6 protein-coding genes and 3 pseudogenes are annotated in these 12,879 nt (G+C 71.1%); 4 read left to right on the forward strand and 5 right to left on the reverse strand.

Annotation, left to right across the window (positions count from 1 at the left end; all coding sequences use genetic code 11):
- Positions 1-126: 126 nt before the first annotated feature.
- From OHT51_RS04015 to OHT51_RS04025, 3 genes and pseudogenes are all read right to left on the reverse strand, one after another.
- On the reverse strand, positions 127-1,743 hold the full coding sequence (locus OHT51_RS04015) for an RICIN domain-containing protein (protein ID WP_328877477.1): 1,617 nt from the start codon (positions 1,741-1,743) through the stop codon (positions 127-129).
- A gap of 500 nt (positions 1,744-2,243) precedes the next feature.
- A pseudogene (locus tag OHT51_RS04020) lies at positions 2,244-2,623 on the reverse strand (toxin Doc).
- 3 nt (positions 2,624-2,626) lie between these two features.
- Complete coding sequence (locus OHT51_RS04025; RefSeq protein ID WP_048578995.1) at positions 2,627-2,872, reverse strand: hypothetical protein; 246 nt, start codon at positions 2,870-2,872, stop codon at positions 2,627-2,629.
- Between the two features lie 206 nt (positions 2,873-3,078).
- Between OHT51_RS04025 and sigJ the strand changes: the two genes are divergently transcribed.
- Together sigJ and OHT51_RS04035 are read left to right on the forward strand one after the other, a co-directional pair.
- A complete protein-coding gene (gene sigJ / locus OHT51_RS04030) occupies positions 3,079-4,005 on the forward strand; it encodes an RNA polymerase sigma factor SigJ (protein WP_328877478.1) in 927 nt (308 codons plus the stop codon).
- A pseudogene (locus OHT51_RS04035) lies at positions 4,002-4,178 on the forward strand (ubiquinol-cytochrome c reductase cytochrome b subunit); the annotation flags it as partial. The gene sigJ and the pseudogene OHT51_RS04035, both read left to right, overlap by 4 nt.
- On the opposite strand, the pseudogene OHT51_RS04040 reads toward OHT51_RS04035, so the two are convergent.
- Together OHT51_RS04040 and OHT51_RS04045 are read right to left on the reverse strand one after the other, a co-directional pair.
- Positions 4,179-6,299, reverse strand: a pseudogene (locus OHT51_RS04040) (glycoside hydrolase family 9 protein); the annotation flags it as partial.
- 150 nt (positions 6,300-6,449) lie between these two features.
- Entirely contained in the window at positions 6,450-9,557 is a 3,108-nt protein-coding gene (locus OHT51_RS04045) for a glycoside hydrolase family 2 TIM barrel-domain containing protein (protein WP_328877479.1), read from the reverse strand.
- Positions 9,558-9,747: 190 nt separating this feature from the next.
- On the opposite strand from OHT51_RS04045, the gene OHT51_RS04050 reads away from it, so the two are divergent.
- Positions 9,748-12,126, forward strand: a complete 2,379-nt coding sequence (locus OHT51_RS04050) for a SpoIIE family protein phosphatase (RefSeq protein ID WP_328877480.1) — start codon at positions 9,748-9,750, stop codon at positions 12,124-12,126.
- Positions 12,127-12,178: 52 nt separating this feature from the next.
- Complete coding sequence (locus OHT51_RS04055; RefSeq protein WP_328877481.1) at positions 12,179-12,865, forward strand: DUF4232 domain-containing protein; 687 nt, start codon at positions 12,179-12,181, stop codon at positions 12,863-12,865.
- The last annotated feature ends 14 nt before the right edge of the window (positions 12,866-12,879 follow it).

Raw genomic sequence — 12,879 nt, forward strand, 5'->3', positions numbered from 1 at the left:
CGCCACGACGGCGCAGCCCGGCCCCCAGCGGCCCAGCCGCTTCGGCGGGTGAGCGCCCCGACCGCAGGGACCGTCAGAACCGCCGGCCCCTGCCGCCCAGCCCGCTCGACGCGAGCCGCCCCCGCCCTACGCTCTCTCCTCCCCCAACCGCACCGACCGCGCCCCAGGCGTCTCGGCCTGCGCGCTCGACAGCGACCCGGGGCTCGCCGATGTCGCCGGATCGGTGAGCCAGCGCTGCGCGTCGGAGCCCTCGCGGACCTTGACGACGATCTCGGCGTCGGCGTCCGCCGTCGTGGCCGCCAGGGCGAGCCGCTCGTCCCAGCGGGGCAGCAACTCGCCCCGCACGGTGAGGTCGTAGCGCACGTCGTCGGCCCGTTCGGAGTCCTGGTCGGCGCACTTGCCCAGGATCACCACGCCGGCGTCCACGTGCGAGTCCAGGCACAGATCGGGCTCCACCACGCTGCGCAGCCGGCCGTCCTTCTCGTACGACCACTGCTGGGTGTCGTCGGCCGAGCACTCGGCCAACCTGGTCCCGGCCCCTTCCTTCGGCTCGCCCCGGATGTCGAGGCACAGGTCGGCGTCGGCGTTGCGCAGCCTGGTCCGCCGCGGGGCGTTGGGGAGTTGGGCCGTGCCGGGCGGTGCGGAGGACACGGCCGGGGGCAGCTGGGATCCGGTGCCGCCGCCGGTGGCGGATGCGGCCGGGTCGACCCCGTCGTCGTCGGACAGCAGTCCCGCCGCGAGCATGATCGCGATCAGCCCGGCCGAGGCCAGGCCGACTCCCGTGAGCAGCGTCCGCGAGGAACGCGGTCCGCCGGGCGGCCTGCGAACCTGCGCGGGGATCCGCGACAGCAGACCGCGCCGTCCGGCGCCATGCCGCGCGGAGCCGCGTGGGCGGGGTCCGTCGGACTTGGTACGCCCCGGTCTGGTGTCGAGATAGCGGCGTGCGCCCCAGCCGAGCACCGCCTCGGCGATGAGTACGCCCAGCCCGCCCTCGAAATGACTCAGTTGTTCGGCGGCGTCACGGCAGTAACGGCACCCCGTCAGATGCTGCTGCACATCCGGCAGCAAGGCGCCGCCCCGGCGAATCGGGACGTCAAGGAGGCGGTTGTAGAACCGGCAATCCTTCGTCGGCGCGAGTTCCCGATGAGCATGTACACAACCTTCGCGGAATTTATCACGCGCTTGTTCGAGGGCGACCGAGGCGGTGACGGCATCCATGCCCAACAGGCCGGCGGGCACGCTTACCGGCTCGGCCTCCACCTCGGTATGCCAGAGCAGACAACGGGCAAGTCCCGGAAGTGCCTGGAATGACCGATCGGCGAGTTTCCGATTTTCGGGCGTCATGGACTTCGCGGTACGCATACCGCGCCCGCCCGCTGGTTTCCCCAGCTCCGGCAGAACGCTCGCTATTCGCTCGTCGGCCGACCACTGCCGCACCGCGTCCCGGACGGCGACGAGCAGCCTGGGTCGAAGGGCGGTGGCCGGCTCGCCCAGCGCCAGGCGGTCGAGGACCTGGTGGAAGGCGGCGGCGGTGACCATGTCGGCGGCGGTCCCGGGGGAGGCGAGGCAGATCACCGCGTACTCGTGGGCCGGTTGCCAGTGCCGCGCCATCAGCAGCGCGACGGAGGGAGCGGCCTCGCCGTCCGGACGGCCCCGGAGCCGGCCGGCGAGACCTTCGTCGGATTCCTCCGGAACCCCGCCGGGCGGCGGGTAAGGAGGACGAGGGGGGTGGGGGGTGGGCACTGAACGTTTTCCTTCCCACGCTCATGACTCAGAGGTTCTGATCGCCGAAAAGGACCGAGCGACTTGGTGTGTACCTCTTCGGCATGGGCGCGGGGAGCAGGAATTCACCTGAGCCCATCCGCTCCGGTTCCCCACGGAACGTATGAGCTCCGGCCTTTTCCACCCCCCACGGGTGGTTCACCCTTGCACAGCGCACGGATGGCCAACAAGACACTCGGGCAACATCCGCCCCTTTGAAAGAAAGTCAGAAACGGCGACAACTGGCCACCCCTGCGTGAGCTTTCGACATTCCATGCGCCCCGTGTGAATCTCCCGCACGCGCCGGAGCACCACGCGCGCTCCCCGGCGCGACCGCCGGCGTAGTCCACTGGGAGCGGCCTCTCGGAAGGCCCCGCGCGGGACGGCGGCACTCCTGCGCGCAACGGGCCGCCGACCCCGTTCCTCCCGCCCTCGGTCGGCGGCCCCCGGCGGCGGGGAGAACGGGGACCGGTCGGCAGGCCTCAGATCTGCCAGGAGCGCAGCCGGTCGGCGGCGCCGTACACGTCGGTCTTGCCGGAGATCAGGTCACGTGCGAGGTCGACGAGGGCGCCGTAGGGCGGGTCGATGCCGACGCCGCTGACGAACATGTACGCCACGCGGACGCGCAGGCGAAGCGGGCGTTGGCCGACGGAAGCGGCTTGAGCAGGGCGAGGGTGTGCAGCAGGGCTGCGGCCCGCCAGGCCGGGTCGGAGTCGATGCCCAGGCGAGGCGGATCCACGCGATGACGGGCGACGGCGGCGACGAGCGCGGAGAAGTCGTTGACCGTGGGCTGGTCGGGCAGGACCTCTTCGTGACGCTGGAGCAGCCAGGGCACGTCGATGTGAATGACGGGGGGTGCCATGAGTCAGGCAGCCCGCCCCTCGCCCTTGGCGGACGGTTCGTCGTCGGGGAAGGCGGCCGCGAATTCGTCGGCGTGCGACGCGAAGAACCGGCGGAACGCCTCGGCGCCCTCCTGCAGCGCCCGGTGCCGCGCTATGTCGGCCGCGGCGGCCTCCCGTACGAGCGCCTTCATCGACGTACCGCGTTCCTTGGCGATCTGCCGCAGGTCCTCTAGCTCGCGGTCGCTGAACTCCACATTCAGAGCTGGCATGCCTTCACGTTACCGCTCGGGTACTTACGCGTAAATATCCGCAGGTCAGGCGTGATCTATGCCGGTACCAGGCGGGGTCGGGACGCCCGGGCCGGCAGGCGCGGACCGCCGCACCGCCGAGACGTGGGTCACATTCCTCGGTGGGGTGTCACATTCCGGCCCCCGGCGGACCTCGCAGTAGTGAGCGCGCACTGGGAGGCCCACGCATGTCCGACACCCCCATACCCGTAACCGACGACGCGACCGGCGTCTTCGTCGAGCACCGCGAACTGATGTTCGGCGTCGTCTACAACATGCTCGGCAGCGTCGCCGACACCGAGGACGTACTGCAGGAGACCTGGCTGTCGTGGACGGCGCGGAACGAGGGCGCGCCGCTCGACGGGGTCGGCAATCCGCGGGCGTATCTCGTGCGGATCGCCGTCAACCACGCGCTGACCCGGCGGGCCGCGATCAGTCGTCGCCGGGAGACGTACGTCGGCCCGTGGCTGCCCGAGCCGCTGGTCGCGGGCGGCGAGGACGACGCGGCCGACGATCCGGCCCTGCGCACCGAGTCCGTGTCGCTGGCGATGCTGGTCGTCCTTGAGTCGCTGACGCCGCTGGAACGCGCGGTCTTCGTGCTGCACGAGGTGTTCGGATACCCGCACACGGAGATCGCCCAGATCATCGACCGCAGCCCGGCGGCCGTACGGCAGCTGGCGCATCGCGCGCGAGGGCATGTGCATGCGCGGCGGCCGCTGTACGAGGCGCATCCACGGGTGCGGCGGGAGGCGACGGAGCGGTTCGTGCGGGCCGCGGTGGGCGGAGACATAGCCGCGCTGATGGAGATCCTCGCGCCGGACGTGACGGTGTGGACGGACGCCGGCGGCAAGCGGAAGCCGGCGGCACTGCGTCCCGTGCACGGCAGGGACAAGGCGCTCCGGTTCTTCGGCTCGTACGCGAGGAAGGGCGGCGCGGGAGGGCTGCGACTGGGCTATCGGCGCGTCAACGGCGACGACGCCGTGGTGCTGTTCCAGGGCGAGGAGCCGTACGCCGTCCTGGTCCTGGATCTCACGCCGGACGGCGACCGGGTGTCCGGCGTCTACGTCATCAGCAACCCCGACAAGCTGACCCACGTGCGCCGGGAGGAGGCGTGAGCGCCCGGGAGCTGCCCGCGGGCCGGGGTGAGCGGGTGGCGGACTGGTTCGACGGACGGCTCGGCATCCACTCGCTCGGCCGGAAGTATCTGCGCAAGGTCTTCCCCGACCACTGGTCCTTCCTGCTCGGCGAGATCTGCCTGTACAGCTTCGTCGTCCTGATCCTGACGGGCGAGTTTGCTCTGTGCGTAGGGGTCCTGGATGCTCGAGTTCGGCCCGCCGGCGAGCGTGCCGACCGGTGGGTTCGGCTGGCTCGGGTCCAGCTGATGGGCGTACCAACGAGCGTGCTGGTTACGGGTGTTGACCTCGCCGTAGCCGGTCACGTACGAGATGTTCAACGCGTTGCGGCCGAGCAGGTAGTCCATGCTCTGCACCGCGCCGTCGCGGTACTTCGAGGCACCCGTGATGTCGTAGGCGGTCGCGATGACGACGGCGTTGTGCAGGATCTGGTGGTTGGATCCCCAGTCGTAGAGGTTCTCCGGCGGGGCGTAGGGCATGCCGTACGCCTGTGACCTCAGCGTGGCCACATAGCCGTCCGCTCCCTTGATCACGGACTGGCGCACCTTGTCCCGGCCTGGCAGCCTGCTCGGCACGGTGGCGAGGTCCAGCCGGGCCGCTGCCGCCGTCCTGGCCCAGTCGTAGCCGAGGGGGCCGAAGATGTCGGCCGTGTGCACCGGGGAGTTGAGGACGTGGTCCGCGAACTCCTTTTCGCCGGTGCTGAGATACAGCTCGGCCGCGGCCCAGTAGAACTCGTCGGTGACGTTGTTGTCGGCGTAGGTGCCGCCGCCGATGCCGTCGCTCTCGGAGGCGTACCGGTCGGGATGCGCGAGCGCCGCCGCCCACGCCTTCCGTGCGGCCGCGAGGGTCTTCGCCGCGAACTCCTTGTCGTACGGCCGGTACAGGCGCGCCGCCTGCGCGGCCGTCGCCGCCAGGTTCAGGGTCGCCGCGCTGGACGGCGGATGCAGTTCCCGCTTCTGCGGGTCGTCGCTCGGCAGCAGCGGCAGACCCGTCCACTGCTCGTCGTGGATCTTGTGATGGGCCATGCCGGCCAGCGGCTGCCCCGCGGGCACCTGCATCTTCAGCAGGAACTCCAGCTCCCAGCGGACCTCGTCGAGGATGTCCGGCACCTTGTTGCCGCTCTCCGGGATGGCAAGGGTGCCGTCACGCAGCTTCTTCGGTTCCCCGGTGCGGGCCAGGCGTTCGCGTTCGTACGTGCTCAGCAGCTCCCACACGGAGATGCCGCCGTTGACGACGTACTTGCCGTGGTCGCCGGCGTCGTACCAGCCGCCGGTGACATCGAGCCGGTAGTCGCAGACGCCCGGTTGGCAGGGCACGTTGCCGTCGCCCTGGTTGGGTGCGACGCCTATGTGTCCGGCGGGGCGGGCGTAGCCCGGGCGCAGGTCGTCGCGGATCGCGATGCCGCTGCGCTGCGTGTAGTAGTACTTCACGGCGTCCAGGCGCAGCCGCTCGTAGGCGGCCGTCCCGATGCCGAAGGGGCGGCTCGTCTCCCCGTCGGCGACGAGCGTGAAGCCGTCACCCTGCTTGCGGTAGGCGCCGAAGTCGATGGAGTGGACGTTCTGCCGGGAGGAGGCGTCGGTGCCGCGCGGCACGGTCCAGCCGTGCGCGACGACGGTCCCGGAGGCGTTCTTGAGCTGCCAGGGGAGCTTCCCGGTCGCGTCGGTGACCAGCGTGGCGTTCTTCGGCCCCGATGGCAGATACGCGACCTGGTTCACCCGCACCCGGGGCCCGGTGTCCGGCTCGTACACCTCGGGCGGGACACCGCCCAGCAGCGAGGCGTCGTCCATGCAGAAGCGCCACGCGTCCGTGCCACCGCCGAGTTGGAAGGCGACCTGGCCCTGCGGGGTGTCGACGGGCGAGGTGAAGGTGTACGCGTAGGAGTTCCCGGAGACGCTCAGCTGCGGCGTCACCTCGAAGTAGGTGTCGTACGGCGCCGCCGACAGACCGACGATCGCCCGCACGGCATGCCCCTCGGGCGAGCCGTTCGCGGTGAAGGAGAAGCGGTACGACTCCCCCTTCACCAGGGCGATGTCGTTCTGTCCGACGGCCGCGTCCCAAGGGTTGGCGGTGCCGCCGGGCACGTCTGCGCAGAGTTGCCCGTCGGACAGGCCGGCGGTGACGTTGCCGCTCGCCCACCACGGATCGGTGGTGGTGTCGAAGGTGCCGTTCTCGAGCTGCTCGACCTCGTCGGCGCCGGCCGGTGCGGCCGGGAGTGCGGTGAGTCCCGCCGCCAGCAGGGCCGTCAGGGACAACAGGGTGGTTCTGCGTCGTTTCACGTCTGGGCTCCTCGGGGGAGGTACGGGTGACGCTCGCGATGGGAGCGCTCCCAGAGGCGGACGCAGCCATGTTTGTTGGCGACATGACACCCCGTCAACGGTTCTGACGGGAACCGGTGGGACCGGTCCCCGTCCCGACCGCTCACCGCCTCAGCTCGCCGGCACCTCCAGCCTGCTGATGCGCACCGCCCCTCGCGTCTCCCCCGGATGAGCGCTGACCAGGTTGAGCCGCACCCGGGACCCGCGTGCCGCGTCGAAGGTGATGACGGTCGCCGCGTCCGAGGCAGTGGCCCACTCCACGGCCGCCCCCTCCACCGGCACAAACCGCCGGCCGTCCCACACCTCGGCCACCACCGACACGGGCAGCGTGTGCGTCGCGTCGACGGTGAAGGCGACCTCCACCCGGTCCAACGTCCGCGTCCGCCCGAAGTCCACCAGGACCCAGTCCTCGGGCCGGGCGCCGTCGAAGGCGGGCAGCAGGGCCGTGGCCGCCTTGGAGAAGCCGTTGGACCAGCCGGTCGCAGGGTCGCCGTCGAGCATGGCGGCCGGGAGCGTGTCCGGGCGGCCGGAGTAACTGGCGTCTGCATATGGGTGGTTCGGTGGCACCGGATGGTCCGGCTCGAACACCGCGGCCGGGGTGAGCGCGGCCGACCGTGCCGGAGTCGTCCGTACCGTCACGCTACCCAGGCGCAGCCCCTCGGCCCGTGCGGTCACCTTCAGGGCGCCCGCCTTCGTACCGGACCTCACGATCGCCAGCGCCTTGCCGTGGAATGCCGTACGCGCACTGGCCTGATAGCGCTCGGCGCTCTCCTCCCGCCCGTTGTCGAGCCCGGCGAGCGAACCTCCCGTCACCTCGAAGGCGATCAGGTCCTCGGCGTCGGGCACCACGACGCCACGGGCGTCGACGACCTCGGCGGTCACGAAGAGTAGCGAACGGCCGTCGGCGGCAAGGGACTTGCGGTCGGCACGCAACCGCACGGCCTTCGGTGCTCCGGCGGTGCGCAGCACGTCGGTGGCGACCGCCTTGCCGCCCTTGCGGGCCACGGCTTTCAACTTCCCCGCCTCGTACGGCACTTGCCAGGTGAGGTGGAGTTTGCCCGCGCTGCCGTTGGGGCTGGTGTAGCTGCCGGGGTAGGGGCCGCCGGTGAAGGTCTTGTCGTCGCCGGTCGCCTCGGTGGTCTCCAGGTAGGTCCGGCCGTCGACGGTCTGCTTGGTGTCGAACGTCCGTGTGCCGAGGGACTTCCCGTTGAGGAACAGCTCCACGGTGTCGACGTTGGAGTACGCCCACACCTCGACCGTGTCGCCCTCCTCGTGGTTCCAGGTCATCGGCACCAGGTGGACCATCGGCTCGCTGATCCACTGGCTCCGGAAGAGGTGGTACATGTCCTTCGGGAAGCCGGCCGTGTCGACCGCGCCGAAGAAGGATGCCTTCACCGGGAAGACGTCGTACGGTGTGGGTTCGCCGAGGTAGTCGATGCCCGACCACAGGAACTGCCCGGCGAACCACTTCCGGTCCCGGTCCTTCTTGTGCCCGTACTCGCCGCTCATGGTCCAGGAGGCGAGGTTGTTGTCGTACGAGGAGGTCGCACGCCTGCCCGGCGTGTGGTTCTCGCCGGTGTTGAGGCGGTCGGGCTCCTGGTACGTCCCGCGCGTGGACGTCTCGGAGGACGACTCCGACTCGAAGAGGATCAGATGCGGGTAGGCGTCGTGCAACTGGTCCACCGACTTGGCGGTGTTGTAGTTCAGGCCGAGCCCGTCCAGCTTGGCCAGCATCAGGTCGGCCGCCGAGCCCTTGGCGGGGAGCCGGCGGTACTTGTCGGAGCCGATGACTAGCGGACGGGTGTCGTCGGCGGCCTTGATGGCGTCGATGATCCGGTCGGCCATGGCGAGACCGGCGGTGGACGTGGAGTCGGGGACCTCGTTGCCGATCGACCACATCAGGACGGCGGGCGAGTTGCGGGCCGCCAGCACCATCTCGGTGGCGTCGCGTTCGGCCCACTCGTCGAAGAAGCGACCGTAGTCGTAGCGGGTCTTGCCGGTCCTCCAGCAGTCGAACGCCTCCACCAGCATCACGATGCCCAACTCCTCGCAGACCTGGATCATCTCCGGCGAGGGCGGGTTGTGGGAGGTGCGGAAGGCGTTGACGCCCATCGACTTCATGATGGTCAGCTGCCGGCGGACGGCGTCGATGCTGACGGCCGCGCCGAGGGCACCCAGGTCGTGATGGAGATCGACGCCCTTGATCTTGCTGTGGGCGCCGTTGAGGTGGAAGCCCTCGTCCGGGTCGAAGCGGAAGGTGCGGAAGCCGAAGGGCGTGCGACAGGTGTCGGTCGTCCTGCCGCCGACGCGTAGGTCGGTCCTCAGGGTGTAGCGGTGGTGCGGGGTCTCGAAGTCCCACAACTTCGGTGCGGGGACCGTGAGTTCATGGGTTGCGGTCGCCTTGTCGGTGACGGCGATCGCGGAGGACGCACGCGCGACCGTACGGCCGCCGGGGTCGACGACCCGCGAGACGACCTCGACGTCCGTGCCGCCGCCGGACGCGTTCACCACCGAGGTACGGACGTGGACGACGCCTCGCTTCCCGGTGATCTCCGGCGTGGTGACGTACGTACCCCAGCGCTCCACGTGCACCGGCTCGGTGACGACCAGGCGGGCTTCGCGGTAGATGCCGCTGCCCGAGTACCAGCGGCTGCTGGGCAGCCGGTTCTGCACCTTGACCGCGAGCACGTTCTCGGTGGTGCCGTCGGTGTGCAGCAGGTCCGTGAGGTCGAAGGCGAAGCCGGTGTAGCCGTAGGGGTGGCGGCCGGCCTCCTTGCCGTTGCAGTGGACGTACGAGTCCATGTAGACGCCGTCGAACTCCACCGATATCCGCTTGCCCGCGAGGGAGGGCGGCAGGGTGAAGGCGAGGCGGTACCAGCCGAGGCCGCCGGGGAAGAATCCGGTGCCGCTGGTGGTGCCGTGCTCGGTGGTCGGGGCGAACTCGATGCTCCAGTCGTGCGGCACCGCGACCTCGCGCCAGTCCGCGTCGTCGTAACCGGGCTGGGCGGCGTCGGCGTAGGCACCGGTGGGGTCGGTGATGCCGCGCGGGTTCACGAGGGCGAAGCGCCAGCCGTCGCGCAGGGGGACGGTTCGGCGGCCGGACGCGGCGGGGCCGGCGCCCGTCGTCTCCGCGGCCTGCGCCGGCGGGGTGCTCAGCAACGCTCCGGCCGCCGGAGCGGCCGTGGAGGCGAGCAGTAACGATCTTCGAGTGACTGTCATGGCGGCTCTCCCTCATCAGGACCCAGAAGTACTCACAAGCGATCGCGAACAAACAGATTCTGACGGGGTGCGATGCCGGGCAGTCAAGGGTGCGCACGATTGTTCCGGTACGGGCGAGTCCCCGACGCACTAGGCTGGAGCCCAACTGACACGCTTGTTCACCGTGAGTGTGCGCGTTGGAGTGGCGAGCATGAGCCCGGAGTATCCGTTCGACGAGGCCGCGACGGCCCGGGCGGTCATCGACGACGACGGTGTGCTCGTCGAGTGGGGCGCCGGCGCCGAGCGGCTGCTGGGCCACCGGGCCGCCGACGTCGTGGGGCGCCCGGCCGCGGAGCTCCTGGCCGACCGGCAGGGCAGCGACCCCCCGCCGGGCGACCGCTGGGACGGCATCCTCACCCTGCGCCGCCGCGACGGCGGCACGCAGTCCGTGTGGGCGCTCGCCCACCGTGTACGGCCGGAGCGCGGCGGTCCCTTTCGCTGGCTCGTGGTCACGCCGCTCGAAGGGCAGGGCCCCCGTCCGCCGGACGATCCGCTGGACCATGTCGGGCTCCTCGACTCCCCCTGCGCCATCGCGATCTACGACGAAAGGCTCCGGCTGCGCAGGATCAACGACGTCATGGCGGAGGTCCTCCAGCTCTCCGAGGAGCATGTGCGGGGGCTGCGGGCGCCCGAGCTGACCGGCAGACGTCAGAGCTACGACATCGAGCGGCACCTCCTTCGCGTGCTCACCACGGGCCGGGGCACCGACGTGCGGACGTACGTCCCGGTCGGCGGTGACCGGACGCACGCCTGGCTGGCGCGCATGGCCCCGATCACCGACGCCAAGGGGCGGGTGCGCGGCGTGTCCGTCGCCGCGCACGACTTCACCGAGCAGTACATGGCCCAGGAGCGGCTGCAGCTGGTGAACGAGGCCAGCGTCCGCATCGGCACCACCCTCGACGTCACACGCACGGCGCAGGAGCTGGCGGACATCTGCGTCCCCGCGCTCGCCGACTTCGTCAGCGTCGATCTGCTGGACCCGCCGGAGCACGGCGGCGAAGCACCCACCGGCCGGCCGGCCGCCCCGATCAGCCTGCGCCGCGCAGCCCACCGGTCCATCAACACGGGCGACCCCGAAGCCGTGGTCGAGCCGGGTCATGTGGATGTGTATCCCTCCCCGTCGCCCCAGGCGGACGCACTCCTTGCGGGCCACACCATCGTGGCCTCGACCTCGACCGACGACCTCACGCAGTGGCTCTCCTGGGACCCCGAACGCGCCGAGCGCATCCAGGCGTACGGCATCCACACCACCATGTCCGTGCCGATCCAGGCCCGCGGGACCACCCTCGGGGTCGCCGTGCTCAGCCGGTTCGAGAACCCCGAGCCGTTCACGCCCGACGACGTGCTGCTGGCCGAGGAGGTCACGGCACGCGCGGCCGTCTGCATCGACAACGCCCGCCGCTACTCCCGCGAACGCGAGACCGCTCTCGCCCTGCAGCGCAGTCTGCTGCCCCGGTCCCTGCCGCGCACCGCCGCGCTCGAAGCGGCCTCGCGCTACCTCCCGGCGGCGCGCTCCGGCGTGGGCGGCGACTGGTTCGACGTGATCCCGCTGTCGGGGATGCGGGTGGCGATGGTCGTCGGGGACGTGGTCGGCCACGGCGTCCAGGCCTCGGCCACCATGGGCCGGCTGCGCACCGCCGTGCGAACCCTGGCCGACATCGATCTCGCGCCCGACGAGCTGCTGACCCACCTCGACGACCTGGTCGTAAGGCTGTCCGACGAAGCGGGCACCGAAGGCAGCTCCGGCGACGTCGGCGCCACCTGTCTGTACGCCGTGTACGACCCGGTCTCCCGGCGCTGCACGCTGGCCCGGGCCGGGCACCCCTCGCCCGTCATGGTCCCGCCCGGCGGCGAGCCGCGGGAGATCGAGCTGCCCGCCGGGCCGCCGCTGGGCCTGGGCGGGCTGCCGTTCGAGTCCGCGGAGATCGAGCTGCGCGAGGGCACGGTGCTGTCCTTCTACACCGACGGCCTGATCGAGACCCGGGTGCGTGATGTCGACGCCAGCCACTCGCTGCTCTGCGAAGCGCTGGCGGCCTCCTCCGGTTCACTGGAAGAGACCTGCGACCGAGTCCTGAACGCCCTGCTTCCGGCGGGGGGCGTCCCGGACGACGTGGCCCTGCTGCTGGCCCGTACCCAGGGGCTGCCCGCCTCCCGGGTCGCGACCTGGGACATCCCGGCGGACCCGGCGCTGGTCGCACCCATCCGCAAGCAGGTGCTGGAGCAGCTCGACATCTGGAATCTGAGCGAGGCGTCGTTCACGGCCGAGTTGGTCGTGAGCGAGCTGGTGACCAATGCCATCCGCTACGGCATCCACCCCATCAGGCTCCGGCTGATCCATGATGCGCGGACGCTGATCTGCGAGGTGTCCGACACCAGCCACACGGCACCGCATCTGCGCCGCGCCAAGACCTTCGACGAGGGTGGCCGCGGACTGCTGCTGGTCGCTCAGCTGACCCAGCGCTGGGGCAGCCGGCACACGGCGGACGGCAAGACCATCTGGGCGGAGATCGGGCTCCTCGGCGAGGTGTGACTCCTTGGTGTCGGGTGACTACTCGGCCGGAAAACGGGGATGCGTGACAGACATGGGACGTGCACGGACACTCCACCCCTCGCACCGGGCGACTCCCCTCGTGAGCGCCCTCGCGCTGGTGACCCTGCTGGCCGGCTGCGCCGACGGCGCCGACTCCACGGGCCCGGCACAGACGCCGGCCGGCACGAGCAGCCGTACGACCGGACCGCCCACGGCCGACACCGGGAGCCCCACCACGGGGCCTGGCACGACCGGGCCTGCCACGACCGGGACGGGCCCCGCCGACACCGGCAGTCCTGTGACCCAGTCGGGCGCCGCCGCCCCGCGCTGCCACACCTCCGAGCTGCGCGCGAAGATCGGCCGCCCCAGTCCGGGCGCCGGACAGCGCAACTTCCCGATCGTGCTGACCAATACGACCGACCGCACCTGCACGGTCCGCGGCTACCCCGGTGCCGCCTTCGTTGACGCTTCCGGGAAGCAGCTCGGCCCGGACCCGAAGCGCTCCCCCGACACGCCGACGGCCGTCACGCTGGCCCCGGGCCGAAGCGCCTGGGCGGGGCTGTCCTTCGCCAGCCCCGAGATCAGCGGGGCCCGTACGGCCCTTCCGGTGGCGCTGCTCGTGACGCCGCCCGACGAGCGGGAGTCGATCGAGGTGGCGTGGACGGCGGGTGAGGTGCCCGTGGCCGGGAACGAGTCCTCGGTGCGGCTGACGGTGGTCCAGCCCGGCACCGGCGGCTGATCAGTCGGACTTCG

It is taken from the genome of Streptomyces sp. NBC_00299 (assembly GCF_036173045.1).
In the GTDB taxonomy this organism is placed as follows: Bacteria; Actinomycetota; Actinomycetes; order Streptomycetales; family Streptomycetaceae; genus Streptomyces; species Streptomyces machairae.

Bases quoted from the DNA above. Each gene is read 5' to 3' on its own strand.
- sigJ (WP_328877478.1), top strand. From the start codon at position 3,079: ATGTCCGACACCCCCATACCCGTAACCGACGACGCGACCGGCGTCTTC.
- OHT51_RS04045 (WP_328877479.1), bottom strand. From the start codon at position 9,557: ATGACAGTCACTCGAAGATCGTTACTGCTCGCCTCCACGGCCGCTCCG.
- OHT51_RS04025 (WP_048578995.1), bottom strand. From the start codon at position 2,872: ATGCCAGCTCTGAATGTGGAGTTCAGCGACCGCGAGCTAGAGGACCTG.
- OHT51_RS04055 (WP_328877481.1), top strand. From the start codon at position 12,179: ATGGGACGTGCACGGACACTCCACCCCTCGCACCGGGCGACTCCCCTC.
- OHT51_RS04050 (WP_328877480.1), top strand. From the start codon at position 9,748: ATGAGCCCGGAGTATCCGTTCGACGAGGCCGCGACGGCCCGGGCGGTC.